This is a genomic window from Acidiphilium sp. MT5 (genome assembly GCF_054767495.1).
This window is the reverse complement of sequence record NZ_BAABMR010000011.1, coordinates 122608-140374: the sequence shown is the minus strand read 5'-3', so window position 1 is coordinate 140374 and position 17767 is coordinate 122608. Positions and strand designations below refer to the sequence as shown.

The 17767-nt window shown below is 62.2% G+C and carries 14 protein-coding genes; 8 read left to right on the top strand and 6 right to left on the bottom strand.

What is annotated here, in order from left to right; all coding sequences use genetic code 11:
- Positions 1-95 precede the first annotated feature (95 nt).
- The 3 genes from ACYUCQ_RS12930 to ACYUCQ_RS12920 all read left to right on the top strand — a co-directional run bounded on the left by ACYUCQ_RS12930 (position 96) and on the right by ACYUCQ_RS12920 (position 4238).
- Complete coding sequence (locus ACYUCQ_RS12930) at positions 96-1415, top strand: serine hydrolase (RefSeq protein WP_460254952.1); 1320 nt, start codon at positions 96-98, stop codon at positions 1413-1415.
- A gap of 100 nt (positions 1416-1515) precedes the next feature.
- Entirely contained in the window at positions 1516-2667 is a 1152-nt protein-coding gene (locus ACYUCQ_RS12925; protein WP_460254951.1) for a DUF2125 domain-containing protein, read from the top strand.
- Between the two features lie 92 nt (positions 2668-2759).
- A complete protein-coding gene (locus ACYUCQ_RS12920; protein ID WP_460254950.1) occupies positions 2760-4238 on the top strand; it encodes an MFS transporter in 1479 nt (492 codons plus the stop codon).
- On the opposite strand, the gene ACYUCQ_RS12915 is transcribed toward ACYUCQ_RS12920, so the two are convergent.
- Positions 4210-5508 carry a hemolysin family protein gene (locus tag ACYUCQ_RS12915; RefSeq protein ID WP_460254949.1) on the bottom strand — a complete coding sequence of 433 codons (1299 nt, stop codon included), beginning with the start codon at positions 5506-5508 and terminating at the stop codon, positions 4210-4212. The two genes, ACYUCQ_RS12920 and ACYUCQ_RS12915, sit on opposite strands and share 29 nt — an antisense overlap.
- Before the next feature lie 168 nt (positions 5509-5676).
- Here ACYUCQ_RS12915 and ACYUCQ_RS12910 point away from each other — a divergent pair, with 168 nt between their 5' ends.
- The 5 genes from ACYUCQ_RS12910 (at position 5677) to pcaDC (ending at position 14054) form a co-directional block, all read left to right on the top strand.
- On the top strand, positions 5677-8403 hold the full coding sequence (locus tag ACYUCQ_RS12910; RefSeq protein ID WP_460254948.1) for a glycosyltransferase: 2727 nt from the start codon (positions 5677-5679) through the stop codon (positions 8401-8403).
- A gap of 160 nt (positions 8404-8563) precedes the next feature.
- A complete protein-coding gene (tkt, locus tag ACYUCQ_RS12905) occupies positions 8564-10600 on the top strand; it encodes a transketolase (protein WP_460254947.1) in 2037 nt (678 codons plus the stop codon).
- A 40-nt stretch (positions 10601-10640) separates the two neighbouring features.
- Complete coding sequence (gene gap, locus ACYUCQ_RS12900) at positions 10641-11654, top strand: type I glyceraldehyde-3-phosphate dehydrogenase (RefSeq protein WP_460254946.1); 1014 nt, start codon at positions 10641-10643, stop codon at positions 11652-11654.
- Positions 11655-12845, top strand: coding sequence for a phosphoglycerate kinase (locus ACYUCQ_RS12895; protein WP_460254945.1), 1191 nt, complete (start codon positions 11655-11657; stop codon positions 12843-12845).
- 60 nt (positions 12846-12905) lie between these two features.
- Positions 12906-14054 (top strand): bifunctional 3-oxoadipate enol-lactonase/4-carboxymuconolactone decarboxylase PcaDC, encoded by a 1149-nt coding sequence (pcaDC, locus tag ACYUCQ_RS12890; RefSeq protein WP_460254944.1) that lies wholly within the window; start codon positions 12906-12908, stop codon positions 14052-14054.
- A gap of 2 nt (positions 14055-14056) precedes the next feature.
- On the opposite strand, the gene ACYUCQ_RS12885 is transcribed toward pcaDC, so the two are convergent.
- The 5 genes from ACYUCQ_RS12885 to ACYUCQ_RS12865 form a co-directional block, all read right to left on the bottom strand.
- Entirely contained in the window at positions 14057-15676 is a 1620-nt protein-coding gene (locus tag ACYUCQ_RS12885; protein ID WP_460254943.1) for a GMC family oxidoreductase, read from the bottom strand.
- 66 nt (positions 15677-15742) lie between these two features.
- Positions 15743-15928: a DUF1674 domain-containing protein gene (locus ACYUCQ_RS12880; protein WP_460254942.1), complete on the bottom strand. Its 186-nt coding sequence runs from the start codon at positions 15926-15928 to the stop codon at positions 15743-15745.
- Entirely contained in the window at positions 15925-16686 is a 762-nt protein-coding gene (gene ccmI, locus ACYUCQ_RS12875; RefSeq protein WP_460254941.1) for a c-type cytochrome biogenesis protein CcmI, read from the bottom strand. The genes ACYUCQ_RS12880 and ccmI overlap by 4 nt, the downstream gene beginning before the upstream one ends.
- Positions 16683-17207, bottom strand: a complete 525-nt coding sequence (locus tag ACYUCQ_RS12870) for a cytochrome c-type biogenesis protein (RefSeq protein WP_460254940.1) — start codon at positions 17205-17207, stop codon at positions 16683-16685. Before ACYUCQ_RS12870 ends, ccmI begins: the two co-directional genes overlap by 4 nt.
- Positions 17204-17767, bottom strand: a complete 564-nt coding sequence (locus ACYUCQ_RS12865) for a DsbE family thiol:disulfide interchange protein (RefSeq protein ID WP_460254939.1) — start codon at positions 17765-17767, stop codon at positions 17204-17206. Before ACYUCQ_RS12865 ends, ACYUCQ_RS12870 begins: the two co-directional genes overlap by 4 nt.

The window sequence follows — 17767 nt, the reverse complement described above, 5'->3', positions numbered from 1 at the left end:
TTAATTCATCAATTTTGGCTAGACACAGCGAATCGTCTGCTTTATCACCGAAATGACACAAGATTTATTTTGGAGCTGTCATGCACGGGGCTGCCATGCGTTTCTCTGCGTTTTGTCAACGATTCTTTGCCAAAGCGCCAGTGCGAACGCCGACACAATGCATCAACGCTCGTCCCAATATACGCCTGAGCGCCCGCCTGCTGGGCGTGGGGCTGGCCGTCGCCAGCGTCTGCGCGCTCTCCCCTGTGGCGTTCGCGGGTGCGGGCGGCGAGCCGACCAGCCCTGGGATCAGCTGGATTGTGATGGATGCCAATACCGGGCGTATTCTTGGCCAAAATCAAGCCTATACCCTGCGCTACCCAGCCAGCCTAACCAAATTAATGACGCTTGATTTGGCGTTCGCCGCGCTGCGCGCCCATCGGCTGAGTTTCGCCACCGATTTGCCGGTCAGCCGGGCGGCGGCTCGCGTACAGCCGGTCAAGCTCGATCTGGTGCCCGGCCAAACCGTATCGGTGCGCCAGGCGGTGCTGGGCATGACGACTCTCTCCGCCAATGATGCCGCGACCGCCCTGGGCCAATATCTGGGGGGCGGCAGCATCAGCCGATTCGCCGGCATGATGACCGCGCGCGCCCATCAGCTTGGCATGCTTCGCACCCAGTTCGCCAACCCATCCGGCTTGCCGAACCCGACGCAAGTGACCGATGCGTATGACATGGCGATTCTGGCGCGGCATTTGCTGCTCGATTATCCGCAATATCGCTATTTATTCTCGGTGCCGCATTTCACCTTCGAGGGCCGGGTGATCCCGAATATCGATGGTATGTTGAAGCGCTATCCCGGCGCCATTGGCATGAAAACCGGCTACACCAATCTCGCCCGGTTCAATTTGGTCACCGCCGCTGTGCGCAATGGTCATTTATTGATTGGCGTTGAATTGCATGCCCATTCCTGGCGGGTTGCCTATTCGACGATGGCGCAACTGCTCGATCAAGGATTTGCGGCGGAGGGCGCGGGCAGCCCGCCGCTCACGCTGGCGGCCAATCAGCCAAGTGCCGCGCCGGTGATCACCCGCATCGCGAGCCGGACGGTGCATCCCATGGCGCCGGTGCTGCGGGTGGCGGATGTGGCCAAGCTGCGGGCCCGCCCGGTGCGCGGGGGTCAATGGATTGCCCAAGTCGGCTCCTATGATAATTATCCTGCAGCCCGCCGTCAGGCGCTTGCGGTGCATCACCTGCGCGGCAATCAGGGCCGGGTGCTGATATTGCCAGCACTCGTGCGTGGCCGGCGGATGTGGCGCGCGCAGCTTGCCGGGCTTGACCGCGTCGCGGCCAAACAGACCTGCAGCCTACTCGCGCGCCGGCATTTATCCTGCTTTGTGATCGCCCCAGCGCGCGAAAGCCTCGCGATGCGGTAAGTGCGGCCGCGCACGACGCGGTAAGCCGCGCTGACGCGGGTTTGCGGCACCTGCCGGTTTCGGGTTAGAGCTGCCTGCGAACAATTTGAAAGGCTGCCCGATGCGCGCACTTCGCTTCATTCTGCCGCTGCTGCTGGTTTTTGCGCTGATTTGGATTGGCATTTGGTGGTATGCGCAAAGCCAATTGGTTGTCGGCTTCCAGCGCGAGGAGGCCAAATTGCGCGAGGCCGGCTGGACGATTACCCACGGCCCAATCACGCGCGGTAGCTCGCCCCTGGCGGCGAGCGCGACGGTGCCGAACCTGAAATTGACGCTGCCCGGCGCGCCCGGCACCCGCCCGACCATCGATTTGCCCAGCTTTAATGAGCGGATCGATGCGACGTCACCATTCACGGTGGCGATGAATTTGCCGCATCATTTTACCGTCCACGCCGCGAACGGCACCCAAATTGCCATCGATGCTGATTTGATCGAGGATAATCTCTATATTTCGGGTCATGATTTTATGCCGAACGCGAAACGCGTGCTGATCGGCGGCAGCGTGCGGATCAATAATCTGCGCGCCAGCGTGGCCAACAGCAATTTCCCGATTGTCACCATCGGCGCGATCCGGACGCATATGCGGCTCAACCAGGATGCCGATGCCACCGAAACGGCGGTTCGCCTCAACGAAAGCTTCAGCAATATCGCGGTATCGCCGATGTTCGTGACCTTGATCCATCTGCCGTTCAATGGCGAGATCGAGAAATACACGACCGCGTTGACTGTCTCTGGCCCGGATTTGAAGCCGATTTTGACCGGCCAGATTGCGGCGCCGGTGACGGCCAATTCTGATCCGAACACAGCATTTGCCCATCAACTCGCCGCCATCGGGGCGCTGCTGCGCCCTTGGGCGAGCCATGGTGGTCATGGCACACTCGCCGTTGGCCTGATCATCGGCCCGCTGAACGCCAAGATCGATACCGCCTTCACGTTCGATCACGCGCTGCAACCCGAAGGCACTGGCACGGTGAGCGCAACCGGGCTGCACGCGTTTTTTGCCGACATCGCGACGGCCCAACCGCGCTTTGCCAATGGCTTGGCGGCGGCGACGGCGGCAACCGCGCCCTATATGGTCAAAGGGGCCGATGGTCATCAAAAACTCAGCATCGCGCTGGCGCTGAAAAATCGCAGCCTCTCGCTCAATGGCAAGCCGACCACGACTTTCCCCTTGGTGAATTGGCCACCGGCAGCGTCTGCACCGAGCAAATAATGCTCTCAGCGCAGTGAAGCCATGACAAGGCGGTGGTTTAAGGCCACCGTATTTGCCCCCATCATAGGGCGGATGGGAGGCAAATCAGCATCATGAGCGACGCCGAGCCTGACTTGTCCGGCCTCAGCACCGGGCGCATGCGGGTGACCGCTCTGATCGTGGCGACCGCGTTGCTGATGCAAAATCTGGACGGCACGATTGTCGCGACCGCCTTGCCCGCGATGGCGAAAAGCTTTCACGCCGATCCGATTCATATGAGCTTGGCGCTCACCTCATACTTGCTCTCGCTCGCCATTTTCATTCCCGCCTCCGGCTGGTTCGCGGATCGCTTTGGCAGCCGCACCGTGTTTCGGGCCGCGATTTTGATTTTCACCATCGGCTCGGTGTTTTGCGGTCTTGCCGATTCGCTCGGCATGCTGATTGGCGCACGGATTGTGCAAGGGATTGGCGGCGCGATGATGGTGCCGGTGGGCCGGTTGCTGCTGCTCAAATCCGTCCGGCGCGCCGATATGATCGCCGCGACCTCTTGGTTCACCATGCCCGCTTTGATCGGCCCGATCATCGGCCCACCGGTCGGCGGTTTCATCGTGACCTATATTTCCTGGCGTTGGACCTTTGGCATCAATGTGCCGATTGGCATTATCGGGATTATCGCCGTCAGCCTATTCGTCGCCGAGGTCAAAGACACTGAAGAGGCGGGCAAGCTTGATTTGCTCGGCCTGTTCTGGAGCGGCTGCGCGATGGCGTTGCTGATGACCGGCTTTGAGACCATCGGCAATGGGTTGATCCCGGTGGATGCAAGTCTTGGCTGCTTCATCGCGGGCAGCCTCGCGGCCTATGCCTATTGGCGCCATGCGCACCGGCATCCGCATCCGGTGCTTGATTTGACGCTGCTGCGGATCCACACATTCGCCAATTCCACGCTCGCGGGCAGTTTTTTTCGGATTCTCGCCGGCGCGATCCCGTTTTTGCTGCCGCTGATGTTGCAGCTCGGCTTTGGCGATACGGCGGCGAAAAGCGGCACCATCACCTTCGTCGCGGCGGTGGGGGCGATTGCGATGAAGCCGCTGGCGCAGCCGATTTTGCGCCGCTTTGGCTTTCGCGCCTCGATGATCGGCTTTGGCGCGCTCTCGGTGATTTTTACCGCCGCCTGCGCGGCGTTTCGCCCGGATTCACCGATTATCTGGATCGATCTGGTGCTGCTGTTCGGCGGGGTGTTTCGCTCGCTGCAATTTACCGCGCTCAACACCATCGCCTATGCCGATGTGCCGCGCGCGCGCATGTCCGCCGCGACCAGCTTTTATGCCACTTTCCAGCAAATTACGCTGACTTTGGGCATTTCACTGGCCGCCGGCACGCTGGATGCGGCCAGCGCGATCACCGGCCATACCAGCCCGACGGTGAGTGATTTTTCTATCGCTTTCATTCTGGTCAGCCTGATCGGCGCCATCGCGGTGCCGATTTCGGCGCGGCTCTCGCCTCAAGCGGGCGATGAGATTAGCGGCCATCACGCCTCGCCTGCGTCCCCCGCGCCGCCTCTGGTTACAGCACCACCGCCGGATCGCGGATAATCCGCACCCGCTCGACGCGCCTTCCATTCATCGCCAGCACCTCAAAGCGCCAGCCGCCAAAGGCAATCACGTCACCCGCGCGCGGCACCCGCTTGAGCAAGGCCAGCACAAACCCGCCCAACGTGTGATACGAGCCTTGGGCCGGCAATTGCTCCAAGCCCAAGCGATGCGCCACGTCATCGATCGGCTCCAGCCCGTCTAATTCCAAGCTCTGGCCCTCGCCCGGCTGTTCGGGGACATCGGCATCATCCTCGGCATCGCCGACGATGGCTTCCAGCAAATCACCAACCGTGATCAACCCTTCGAAACTGCCATATTCATCGAGCACGAAGGCCGCCCCCATCGGATCCGCCTTCAGCCGCTCCAACGCATCCAGCGCGCTGATCGTATCGGGCACGGCGAGGGGCTGGCGCAGGGCGGTGGAGAGCGAAATCTCTTTGCCATCGAGCATGCGATCCAGAATATCCTTCGCCTGCACGATGCCCACGACATTATCAATATCACGCTCACACACGACAAAGCGCGAATGCGGGGCGGCTTTCAGGGCCGCGATCACCGCGCTGCGCGGGGCGGAACGATCAAGCCAGGCGATGTCTTGGCGCGGCGTCATGATCGCGCGCACCGGCTTATCGGCGAGGCGCATGATCCGCTCCATCATGTCGCGCTCTTCGAATTCCAGCATGCCCGATTCGGTGCCCTCGGCCAGAATCGCTTTCAGCTCCTCCTCGCTCACCGCCCGGCGATCCGGACCGGGCGGGCCAAAGGCGCGCAACACCAGGGCCGAAGTCATGCCCAGCAGCCAAACCAGCGGGGCGGCGGTGCGGGCAAAAATATCGAGCGGCCACGCCACCAGGCAGGCAATGCGCTCGGCATGGCGCAGCGCCAGCTGTTTGGGTACCAATTCGCCGAATACCAGGGTCAGAAACGTGACGCCGAGCACGGTCAGCGCCAGCGCGATGGTTCCCGCCGCCGGGGCGATGGCGGGAATTTTGGCCAAAACCGGGGTCAGCAGCACCGCGAACCGCGCGCCGCCCAGCACACCGGCGAGCACGCTGATCACCGTGATGCCGATTTGCACGGTCGGCAGAAACCGCTCTGGCGCCTCGGCGAGGGCGCGGGCGCGCGCCGCCCCGGCAACGCCACGCCGCGCCATCAAGGCCAAAGACGCCCGCCGCGCTGACACCAAGGCCATTTCGGCCAGGGCGAACCCCGCATTCAGCACGATCAGACCGACTAAAAGCCCAATATCCAGAATAAGTTGCGTAACCATCTTGATCTAAAAACCCAACATTGGACCAGCATCATAGCCGATTTTCCCCGCCTTGAATGCAGCGATTTTGCCATGGTTCCGCCGCAATCCCGTCCACCCTATGCCGCACTGCACTGTCAAAACACCCTGGCGCGGTGATCACGCCGCCATCAGCCGGGTTTCGAAACAATGACCTATCACGCCAAATTGCGTCCTCTCTCGCCGCGCCGGTTCAGCACCGGACCCAGCCTCGTTCGGACCCAGTCCGGCTGGCTGAGCTTGGGTTCATGGCTTGCCGCTCTGGCCACCGCTGCGGTGGCGTTCGGCCTTTGGGCGTGGATCGACCGGCCGGTGACCAATATCCCGCCTTATCGGGGCGATATTGGCGGTTTTGCCTTCTCGCCGTTCCATGCGGGCGAAAATCCGCAAAGCAATGTCTATCCCAGCGTCGCGCAAATCAAATCAGACCTCGCGCTGGTCGCGACCAAAACCCATAATATCCGCACCTACACGGTGCAGAATGATCTGGGCGAGATTCCGGCACTGGCCGCCCGCTATCATTTGAATGTCACGCTCGGCGCCTGGATCGATCAACATCCGCGCGCCAATCAGCGCGAATTGACCAAGGTGGTGCAGGTCGCCAACGCGAATCCGGACGTCAAAGCGGTGATGGTGGGCAATGAGGTTATTCTCCGCCGCAACCTGACCGTCGCACAGCTTGCGGCGGATATCCGCTATGTGAAAACCCGCGTGCATGTGCCGGTCTCGACCGCTGAGCCTTGGCATGTCTGGCTGCATCACCCGGCCTTGGCGAAATCGGTTGATTTCATCACCGTGCATTTGCTGCCTTATTGGGAGGGCGTGCCGGAAGACAAGGCGGTTGCCTATGCGTTGCATCGCCTACATCAGGTTCAGCGCGCCTATCCGGGCAAGCGGATCGTGATTGGTGAAATTGGCTGGCCGTCGGACGGGATTGATATTGGCGGTGCGCGCGCCTCGCGGGTGCTGCAAGCCCAATTCATGCGCCAATTCTTTAATGTCGCCCGCCAGCAGCATTTGCAGTATTTTGTGATGGAGGCGTTCGACCAGCCTTGGAAAACCAGCTTCGAGGGCCGTGCCGCCGGTTATTGGGGTATGTGGTCGCTGGCGCGCCATGCGAAATGGTCGTTGACCGGCCCGGTGACGCCGAATCGCGCTTGGCGCGCCTGGGCGGCGGGCAGCATTGCGCTCGCGTTGCTCATCAGCATGGCCCTGCTGTCGCGCCGCCCGGATTTGCGCTGGCAAGGCAAGCTGCTGTTCGCGGGTTTGGTGCAGGGGTTCGTTGCGGCTATCGGCGCGCTGCTGCTGACCATGGGCGAGACCTATCTCTCCTGGACCGCCGCTGCGGTATGGGCCACGCTCGCCGCCGGTCAGGGCTTGCTATTGTTCCTGCTGATCGCTGATAGTTTCGAGCTGGTGGAAACCTTGTTCGGGCGGGTGCGCAAGCGCCATTTCGAGCCGGTGCCCGCGCCGCAAGGGGCGATCCTGCCTAAAGTCTCGCTGCATCTGCCGATCTGCAATGAGCCACCGGAGATGGTGAAACTGACCCTGAACGCGCTGGCCGCGCTCGATTACGGCAATTTCGAAGTGCTGGTGATCGATAACAACACTGCCGATCCGCGCGTGTGGGAGCCGGTGGCGGAGCATTGCGCCCGGTTGGGGCCGAAATTCCGCTTCTTCACCCTCGGCAAATATCCGGGCTTCAAAGCGGGCGCGCTCAATTTCGCGCTGCGCGAAACCAGCCCGGATGCCGATATTATCGGTGTGCTCGATAGTGATTACATCGTCGATCCGGACTGGCTGCGCAGCATGGCGCCGGCGTTCGATGATCCGAAAGTCGGCTTTACCCAAAGCCCGCAGGATTATCGCGACAATGACGGCTCATTGTTCAAGCGCATGATGTTCTGGGAATATGCCGGGTTCTTCCAAATCGGCATGGTCAATCGCAACGAGCGCAACGCGATCATCCAGCACGGCACCATGACCTTGATCCGCCGGGACGCGCTGACCGCCGAGGGCGGCTGGGCCGAATGGTGCATCACCGAAGATAGCGAGCTTGGCATTAATTTGTTCGAGCGCGGCTATCAGGCGGTCTATTCCAAGCGTAGCTTTGGCCGTGGCGTGATGCCTGATGATTTCAACGCCTTCCGCAAGCAGCGGTATCGGTGGGCCTATGGCGCGATGCGCATCACCCGCGCCCATTGGCGCAGCCTGTTCTCGCCGTTTGATCGTAGCCTAACCCTTGGCCAACGCTGGCACTTCATCACCGGCTGGCTGCCCTGGATTGGCGATGCGCTCGGCCTGGGCTTCCTGTTGCTCGGCCTTGCCTGGTCGGCAGCGCTGATTATCGATCCGGTGCGGTTTGAGTTCCCGATCATCCTGTTCATGCTGCCCTCGATTGGGTTGTTCGCCTTCAAGATTGTGCAAATCATGGCGCTGTATGGCGCACGGGTGCGCTGCTCCTGGGGCGACCGGATTGGTGCGGCGGTCACCGGCCTTGCACTTTCGCATGCGATTGGCAAAGCGGTGTGGAAAGGCTTGTTCACCAAATCGCTGCCGTTCCTGCGCACGCCGAAAATGAAGGACGCCCCGGCGCTGGTGCAAGGCTTGGTGATGGCGCGCGAAGAGCTGGTGCTGCTGGCCCTCACCTGGGCGGCCTTGCTCGGTGTTGGTTTCAGCCATCATTGGGCAACGCCGGAGACCAAGCTATGGTGCGCGGTGCTGTTCACCCAGTCTTTGCCCTACCTCGCCTCGGTTGGCGTTTCGATCATCGCCGCCCTGCCCGCCGCAGCGCCCAAGACCGTGAAAGCGGTCAGCAGCGCCAAGGTGAATCCGGCCCACCAGAGCCTCGCGGCCCGTTCAGCCGCTGGCGATTAATCGGACCGATAGCGCCCGGCTTCTGGCATCAAACCAGGAGCCGGGCGTCGCGTTGCGACATATTATGACCAAATGCAAAAACCGATTAATTGAATATATGCCAATTCTTGCGTCTTTCGACGCCGCCCCTTATGTGTGACGAAACACAAGGAGACGGTCCATGGCTGGAGCCCACGATTCCGGAGGCAATGAAGCGGCGCTCGCGCGCCAATCGGCCATCCTCGCCGAGCCGATGACGGAGGCGCGGATGATGGCGAACGCCATCCGCGCCCTGGCGATTGATGCGGTGGAAAAAGCCAATTCCGGCCATCCGGGCATGCCGATGGGCATGGCCGACGTGGCAACAGCGCTCTGGACGCGCACCCTGAAATATGACGCTGCCGACCCGACTTGGCCGGATCGTGACCGGTTCATTCTCTCCGCCGGCCATGGGTCGATGCTGCTCTATGCCTTACTGCATTTGACCGGCTTTGCCGGGATGACCATGGAGGATTTGCAGAATTTCCGCCAACTCCACGCCGTTTGCGCGGGTCACCCCGAACGCGGTGAGCACCCGGCCATTGAAATGACCACCGGCCCGCTGGGCCAGGGTATTTCCACCGCCGTTGGCTTTGCCCTCGCTGAACGGATGCTGGCCGCGCGCTTCGGCAAATCGCTGGTCGATCACCGCACCTGGGTGATCGCCTCGGACGGCGACATGATGGAGGGGATCAGCCACGAGGCATGCGCCATTGCCGGACATATGGCGCTGAACAAGCTGACCGTGCTGTATGATGATAATTCGATCTCGATTGACGGCAGTACCGGCATTTCGATGACCGAAGACGTGCTCAAGCGCTTCGCCGCCTATGGCTGGGCCACCAAGCGGATTGACGGGCATGACCCGGTCGCGATTGAGCAGGCGTTGGCTTTCGCCACGCGCAGCCGCAAACCCACTTTGATTGCGTGCCGCACCATTATCGGCTTCGGCGCGCCGCACAAAGCGGGCACATCCGGCAGCCATGGCAGCCCGCTCGGCGCTGCGGAACTGGCGGGCGCCAAAAAACTGCTCGGCTGGACCGCGCCGCCCTTCAGCGTGCCGGATGATATTCTCAAGCCCTGGCGCGCCGCCGGTGCGCGCGGTGAAGCGCCGCGCCGCGCCTGGCTGAAACGCCACGCCACCAGCCCGCACAAGGCCGATTTCGACCGCGCCTTGGCCGGTGATCTGCCCGCCGCCTATGCCGAGGCGATGACGGCGTTGCGTGAGAAAATTGCCGCTGACAAACCCAACATCGCGACCCGTCAGGCCAGCCAAATGGCGCTTGATGCCGTGGTGCCGGTGGTGCCTGAAATGATCGGCGGCTCCGCCGATCTCACCCCCTCGAACAATACGTTCGTCAAATCGATGGGCACGGCGGTGCCGGGCGATTATGCCGGGCGCTATGTGCATTATGGCGTGCGCGAGCATGGCATGGGGGCCTGCCTGAACGGGCTGGCGCTGCATGGCGGGTTGATCCCGTATGGCGGCACCTTCTTTATTTTCTCGGATTATTGCCGCCCGGCGATCCGCCTTGCCGCGCTGATGAAAGCGCGGCCCATTTTCGTGCTCACCCATGATTCGATCGGGCTGGGTGAAGACGGGCCAACCCATCAGCCGATTGAACATCTCGCCTCGTTCCGCGCCATGCCCAATGTGCTGGTGCTGCGCCCGGCCGATGCGCTGGAGACGGCAGAATGCTGGGACATCGCGCTGCATCACAAGGATGGCCCATCGCTGCTGGTGCTGAGCCGCCAGAACATGCCGAGCCTGCCGCGACCGCATGGGGCGGATAATCTCTCCGCCCGCGGCGCCTATGTGGTGGCCGAGGCCGAGGGGCCACGCCGGGCAACCTTGATCGCCACCGGCTCGGAAGTGGCGCTCGCGATCACCGCGCGCGACACCCTGGCCGCTCAAGGCATCAGCGTCGCGGTGGTGTCGGTGCCGAGCTTTGAATTATTCGCGCAGCAAGACGCGCTGTATCGCGCTGGCGTGCTGGGCACCGCCCCGCGCATCGGCATCGAAGCGGCGGTCGGGTTTGGTTGGGAACGGCTGATCGGCGATAACGGCACCTTCATCGGCATGCACGGGTTTGGTGCCAGCGCGCCCTATAAGCAGCTTTACGCGCAATTCGGCATTACGCCAGAAGCCATCGTTACCGCCGTCAAAGCCAAGCTATAACCGCGCGCAACCTTATTCACTCAACAACGGGGAGTTTCCAATGGCTGTTAAAGTCGCGATCAACGGTTTTGGTCGAATCGGGCGTTTATTGCTGCGCGCCATGATCGAAAGTGGCCGCACCGATATCGAACCGGTTCTGATCAATGATCTCGGCAGCGTCGAGGATAACGCCCATTTGCTCCGCTATGACTCCGTGCATGGCCGTTTCCCCGGTCATGTCGAGGTCAAAGGCGATAGTCTGGTGATTTCCCATCATGGTCGGCAGTACGCACCGATCCGGGTTTCCGCCGAGCGCGATCCGGCCAAAGTGCCGCTCGACGGCGTTGATGTCGCGATGGAATGCACCGGCTTGTTCACCAAGCGTGAGGCCGCCGCCAAGCTGATCGAGGCGGGTGCGCGTAAGGTGCTGATTTCAGCCCCGGCGGATGGCGTGGACGCCACCATCGTTTACGGCGTCAACCATCATACATTGACCCGCGATATGACCATCATTTCCAATGCCTCCTGCACCACCAATTGCTTGGCCCCGATGGCGATGGTGCTGCACGAAGCCTTCGGCATCGAGCGCGGCTATATGGTCACCATCCATTCTTATACCGGCGACCAGAAAACGGTGGATACGCTGCATAAAGACCGCCATCGCGCCCGCGCCGCCGCCCTCTCGATGATCCCGACCTCAACCGGCGCGGCCAAGGCCGTTGGGCTCGTGCTGCCGGAGCTGAAAGGCAAGCTCGATGGCACCGCGATCCGGGTGCCGACGCCCAATGTCTCGCTGGTCTCGCTTGATGTGAACCTGAAAAAACACGCGACCAAGGACGAGATTAACCACGCCATGCATGTGGCGAGCCAAGGCAAGCTGAAAGGCATTCTCGATTATTCGACCGAGGCGCTGGTCAGCTCCGATTTCAACCATGTGCCTTATTCTTGCAGCTTCGATGCCCCGCAGACCACCGTGGTCGATCACGCGCTGGCCCGGGTGATGGGTTGGTATGATAATGAATGGGGCTTCTCCAACCGCATGTGCGACACGGTCGCCTTGTTCGGATCGCTGTAAGTGGCGACCTATCGCACCCTTGACGGGTTGGATGTTGCGGGCAAGCGCGTACTGGTGCGCGCCGATCTCAACGTGCCGCTGCGCGACGGGCGGATCACCGATCTGACCCGCCTGGAGCGGCTTTCCACCACCATCGCCGAACTGGCCGGCAAGGGCGCGAAGGTGATTATTCTCTCGCATTTCGACCGTCCGAACGGCAAGCGGGTGGAGAGCATGTCGCTCCGCCCGGTGGCCGAGGCGCTCGGTAAGGTGCTGGCCCGCCCGGTTGGGTTCGCTGATGATTGCATCGGCGAGGCCGTAACGGGCGCCGTTGCCGCCATGGCGGAGGGCGATGTGCTGGTGCTGGAAAACACCCGGTTTCATCCGGGCGAAGAAGCCAATGACCAAGCCCTGGCCCGGCACATGGCAACGCTGGGTGATGTGTTCGTTAATGATGCGTTCTCCGCCGCGCATCGCGCCCATGCCACCACCGAGGCGCTGGCCCGATTGCTGCCGTCTTATGCTGGGCGGCTGATGCAGGCCGAGTTGAATGCGCTCAGCGCCGCCCTCGGCACGCCGCAACGCCCGGTCGGCGCGATTGTCGGCGGCTCGAAAGTCTCCACCAAGCTCGATTTGCTGACCAATTTGATCACCAAGGTTGATGTGCTGGTGATTGGCGGCGCGATGGCCAACACATTCCTCGCCGCGCAAGGTGCGGAACTCGGCAAGTCGCTGCAAGAACCGGGATTGCACGCCACTGCCCGGCAGATCATGCATGATGCGCAAGCCGCTGGCTGCCGGATCGTGCTGCCGAGTGATTTCGTGGTGAGCGAGGTTTTTGCCGCCAATCCGCCCACCCGCATCGTCCCGGCGGACGCGGTGCCCGCCAATTGCATGGCGCTTGATCTTGGCCCCGCCAGCACCGATGCGATCATTGCGGCGGTGAACACGCTGAAAACCCTGATCTGGAATGGCCCGCTGGGTGCTTTTGAGACCAAGCCGTTCGATACCGCAACCATGCGGCTCGCCGCCGCCGTCGCGGCGGCAACCCAAGCCGGGCTGATTTCGGTGGCCGGGGGCGGCGATACGGTTGCCGCCCTGAAGCAAGCGGGCATTACCGATCAGCTCACCTATGTATCCTCGGCGGGCGGCGCTTTCCTGGAATGGATGGAGGGCAAAACCCTGCCCGGCGTTGCCGCACTCGCCGCTTAAATTAATGAAATCGTTCGGCACGGACTTGCTTTAGCGCAACCCCTGCCGATTGGAGCGAAAATGTTCATCAGCACCCGCAATTTGAATGTCCATGTCCGGATCGATGGCCCCGCCGCCGCACCGCCTGTGGTGTTGCTGCACTCGCTCGGCACCTGCGCTGAGGTCTGGGGACCGCAAGCCGCCGAGCTGGCCCGCTCTTTTCGGGTGATCCGCCCCGATATGCGCGGCCATGGCCTGACCGAGGCGACATCAGGCGCGTACAGCATGGATCTGCTGGCCGACGATGTAGCCGCCTTGTTCGAGGCGCTCGGCCTGGGTCAAGCGCATTTGGGCGGCATTTCAATTGGCGGGATGATTGCCCAGCATTTCGCTGCCCGCCATCCAGAGCGCGTGGCCTCGCTCATGCTAGTCGATACCGCGATGGTCATCCCGCCCGCCACACTTTGGCGCGACCGGATTGCGCAGGTGCAAGCGGGTGGCATTGCCAGCATCGCCGATGCCGTGCTCGCGCGCTGGCTCACAGCGTCCTCAACGTTGCTGCCCGCCGCCAAATCATTGCGGTCGATGCTGATGGGCACCAGCCCAGAGGGCTATGCGGGTGCCGCTGCAGCCGTTGCCGATGCCGATTTGACCGAGGCCACCCGCATGCTGCGCCACCCGACCCTGGTGCTGGTGGGGCGCGAGGACATGGCGACCCCGGTGGCCTCGGCGCAAGCCTTGCACCAGGCCATTGCCGGGTCGAGCCTCGCCATCATCGAGAATGCCGCCCATATCCCCACCATTGAACGCCCTGAGCAGGTCACCGACGCGCTCCGGCATTTTCTGCTGCCGCCGGCTGAGGATGCATTTGAAGCCGGTCTCGCGACCCGCAAGCGCGTGCTCGGCGAGGCGCATGTCAATCGTTCGCTTGCGCGCGCCACCGATTTCGACCGGGATTTCCAGCATTTCATCACTGAAATGGCCTGGGGCAAAATCTGGACCCGGCCCGGCCTTGATCACCGCACCCGCTCGCTGCTCACCTTGGTGATCACCGCCGCCCTTGGCCGTGAGGAAGAGTTCAAACTGCATCTGCGCGCCACCCGCCAGACCGGCGCCACCCAGAGCGAGGTTGCCGAAGCGCTGATGCATGCCGCGATCTATGCCGGGGTGCCCGCCGCCAATGCCGCGTTCCGGATGGCGAAAGAAATATTCGCCGAGCCGCCGACGTAAGATTACGCAGCCGCCTCCGACGGCGGCGCGTTGCGATCGGCCAGGATCATCCGCGAGGCTTTTTCGCCGATCATCATGGTCGGTGCATTGGTATTGCCGCCAATCAGCGTCGGCATGATCGAGGCATCGACCACCCGCAGCCCAACAATGCCATGCACCCGCAGCCGATCATCGACCACCGCCATCGGATCATGGCCCATTTTGCAACTGCCAACCGGGTGATAAATCGTCTCGGCCTGCGCACGAATCCGTGCCTCCAGCGCCGCATCGTCGGTAATCGCGGCCCCCGGCTCAACCTCGCCGCCCGAAATCGCCGCCATCGAGGGGGCAGCCATGATCCGGCGTCCCAATTTCACCCCGGCCATCAATTCACCGAGATCGTCCGGATCGGACAGATAATCGGGATCAATCAGCGGATCGGCCATCGGGTCGGCATTTTTCAGGCCGATCCGGCCTCGGCTTTTGGGCCGCAACTGGCACACATGCAGCGTCATCCCATAGCCCAGCGATCGTTTGCGCCCATGATCGCGCAAATAAGAGGGCAAGAAATGAAACTGGATTTCCGGCTCGGCACTTTCGGGCGTCAGCCGGGCGAACCCGCCAACTTCGGCAACATTCGAGGCGAACAGGCCGGTTTTATCGCGCCGATATTCCATGAACGCCTTGACCAAGCGCGGCACCATGCCGGGGGCCACGCCAATCCCTTGTTTGGATAAATCCTTGATCAAAACGGCGTAATCCAAATGATCCTGCATATTGCGCCCGACCCCCGGCAATTCATGGCGCAATTGTATGCCCGCACGCTCCACCTCATCGCGCGGGCCAATGCCGGAAAGCAGCAATAAATGCGGCGAATTGATCGACCCGCCGGCCAAAATCACCTCGGCGCGCGCCATGATCCGCTCAATGCCGCGCGGGTTTTGCACCTCAACGCCAATCGCCCGCTTATCCGCGAGCAAAACGCGCCGCGCGCGGGTTTCGGTCATGATGGTCAAGTTTGGCCGGCTTTTGATCGCATCCAGAAACGCCCGCGCCGATGAAAACCGCCGCCCGGCCTTTTGCGTTACCTGATACGGGCCAGAGCCTTCCTGCACCGGGCCGTTGAAATCCGGGTTCGCGGCCAAGCCGGCCTCAACCGCCGCCTGCAAAAACACCGCCCCGAGCGGATGAGGGCGCGCCACATCCGCGACGTTCAGCTCGCCGGAATCGCCATGTAAATCATCACCGCCGCGCTCATTATGCTCAAGCGCCTTGAAAATCGGCGCGACACTCGACCAGCCCCAACCCGGATTGCCCGCCTGCTCCCACCGATCATAATCGGATGGCACGCCGCGAATATAAATCATCGCATTGATCGAAGATGATCCACCGAGCGTTTTGCCGCGCGGCCAATAGAGGCTGCGATTGTTCAAATGGCGCTGCGGCTCGGTGTTGAAATACCAATTATAGGTCTTGGTGCCGAGCAGCCCGACAATACCCAGCGGCGTATGGATCATCGCCGAATGATCCGGCTTGCCCGCCTCCAGCAGGCAAACCCGATTGGCCGGGTCCGCCGAAAGCCGGTTCGCCAGCACCGCACCGGCCGATCCTGCGCCCACGATGATATAATCGAATTCCGCCATGACCACCCCCCTCTATTTTTATCGGGGAATAGAACCACTCATTGACGCTTACGGCAACCCATAAAGTCAAAAATCAATGCAGCGGCCATTACGCTCCCAATCGCCAAACCGGGTCGGCTCCGGCCCTTTGGGGCCACCAATTTCTTTTTGCCCTGCTTGGCTCGATGCCGCCGGATCGGGCTTGCGCGTCAGCGCCTCGGCATTCGCCTCCGAATTATCAACCGCGTCATCAACCGCAATTTGCTTTGTCATGGGTTGGATGTGGCGTTGGCGGATGGGGTTGGCAAGGTCACGGCGGCTTCGCGCAATCTCTGATGCGCAAGCTTGCGCCAGGGTGCGGATTTCGGCCCTTTCGCCAAAGCCTCCTGGAATAATTTTGCCGCCTCCGGCGTAACACGCCCCGCCGCCTCGGTTTCCGCCTCGGCGGTCTCGGCGGCCAAAGTCGGATCAAACTTGGCCTGGAGCGCAATGCTCCACGCCTTCGCCGCCCCGGCGGGATTTTCCCGCGCAGCCAAGGCTTGGCCGAGCAGCAAATAGCCCTCACGCGCCTCCTCGCTCTTAGGGTTCATCACGGCGAGCTTGGCTTCAAGCTGCGCAATCAATTGATCATCGCGCTTGGCCGCCAAATCCACTTTGCGCAGCAATTGCGCGTGCGGCTCGGAGGGGACAATCGGCAACACGCCCGGCAAAAACAGCGCGACCGCGCCGAGCGGCACCAGCACCGCCGTTGCGATCAGCAAGGCGCTGGCGCGCCGATCCGCCGGTGGCTCTTCTAGCCGGTCAGCGGCCAGAAGCCGCCGCTCGACCTCCAACTTCGCTCCCTCATATTCCGACTCCGCCAGCCGCCCCTCTGCGCGATCACGATCGATTTCCTGCAACTGCGCCCGATGCAGCGCCATCGCGGTCTCGCGCCGATAACGCACCAGCCCTGGCCGCACCGCCGCAAACACAAGCGGTGCCAGCCCGAGCAGCGCGAGCAGCACCATGCCGACAATCAGCCAAATATTCACTGCAATAATTCCTTCAGTCGCGCTTGTTCCGCCGGATCGAGATTAGCCACCGGCTTTTGCCGCCGCCGCCGCGCCAAGGCCAACACCCCAAGCCCGATCAACAGGGCCAGGACCGGCGAGCCCCACAGCACCATCGTCAGCGGGATCAGCGGCGGTTTGAGCAGCACGAAAATCCCGTAGCGATGCACCATGAACGCGATGATTTGCCTGTTGCTCTCGCCGCGCACCACACGCCGACGGATAATGCCACGAAACTGCTTGGCCAGACCCGCTTGCGAATTCTCGACCGTCTCGTTCTGACAGACCAGACAGCGCAATTGATTGCCAATTGCCTCAGCCCGGCGCTCTTGCGGCAAGGTCAGGTTCACCCCGTCGCGCCGGATCATGTTCGGTGTATCTTGCGCCGGTGCCGCCGCCATTCCCGCCACAGCCCCCGCCGCCCCGGTGGCACGGGCGATGCCAAACCCCACCGCCAGACTGAATAACAGGGCCAACGCCGCCCGGCGCCAGATCATGCTCATGTGATTTTCCGCAAAGCCGGCTCCAATTGAGTATCGATCACATCGGGAAATAGCGGCGAGGCGGCATGCCAGCGCACCATCCCACCCGGCGCAATCAGAAAACTTTCCGGCACGCCATACACGCCCCAATTAATCGCGGTTCGCCCGGTCGGGTCCATCGCCAGACGCCGATACGGATTGCCATGCGCGGCAAGATACAGCGCCGCCGCCTCCGGCTTGTCCTGATAGGCGATGCCCCAAATATCCAGCCCCGCCTTCGCCAGCCCATCGAGAAACGGCGCCTCCTGCACGCACGGCACGCACCAGGAGGCAAAAAAATTGACCAGCACCGGGCGGCGGATCGCCAGCAAATCGGCCTGATCGAAGCCCTGATGCCCCGGCAGCCCATCCAGCGCAAAGCCAGGCACGCGGTGGCCAACCAACGGATTGTTGAAATCCTGCGGATTATAGGTGCCGCGCTTGGCCCGCTCGATCAGCGCATAGGCCCCCACACCCCCGGCAACCGCAAGTCCCAGCGGCGCTGCCAGCAGCAAGCGCCGGGATAACAAAGACCGATCCAT

Bases quoted from the DNA above. Each gene is read 5' to 3' on its own strand.
- ACYUCQ_RS12930 (WP_460254952.1), top strand. From the start codon at position 96: ATGCGTTTCTCTGCGTTTTGTCAACGATTCTTTGCCAAAGCGCCAGTG.
- ACYUCQ_RS12925 (WP_460254951.1), top strand. From the start codon at position 1,516: ATGCGCGCACTTCGCTTCATTCTGCCGCTGCTGCTGGTTTTTGCGCTG.
- ACYUCQ_RS12920 (WP_460254950.1), top strand. From the start codon at position 2,760: ATGAGCGACGCCGAGCCTGACTTGTCCGGCCTCAGCACCGGGCGCATG.
- ACYUCQ_RS12915 (WP_460254949.1), bottom strand. From the start codon at position 5,508: ATGGTTACGCAACTTATTCTGGATATTGGGCTTTTAGTCGGTCTGATC.
- ACYUCQ_RS12910 (WP_460254948.1), top strand. From the start codon at position 5,677: ATGACCTATCACGCCAAATTGCGTCCTCTCTCGCCGCGCCGGTTCAGC.
- tkt (WP_460254947.1), top strand. From the start codon at position 8,564: ATGGCTGGAGCCCACGATTCCGGAGGCAATGAAGCGGCGCTCGCGCGC.
- gap (WP_460254946.1), top strand. From the start codon at position 10,641: ATGGCTGTTAAAGTCGCGATCAACGGTTTTGGTCGAATCGGGCGTTTA.
- pcaDC (WP_460254944.1), top strand. From the start codon at position 12,906: ATGTTCATCAGCACCCGCAATTTGAATGTCCATGTCCGGATCGATGGC.
- ACYUCQ_RS12885 (WP_460254943.1), bottom strand. From the start codon at position 15,676: ATGGCGGAATTCGATTATATCATCGTGGGCGCAGGATCGGCCGGTGCG.
- ACYUCQ_RS12880 (WP_460254942.1), bottom strand. From the start codon at position 15,928: ATGACAAAGCAAATTGCGGTTGATGACGCGGTTGATAATTCGGAGGCG.
- ACYUCQ_RS12870 (WP_460254940.1), bottom strand. From the start codon at position 17,207: ATGAGCATGATCTGGCGCCGGGCGGCGTTGGCCCTGTTATTCAGTCTG.
- ACYUCQ_RS12865 (WP_460254939.1), bottom strand. From the start codon at position 17,767: ATGGATCGGTCTTTGTTATCCCGGCGCTTGCTGCTGGCAGCGCCGCTG.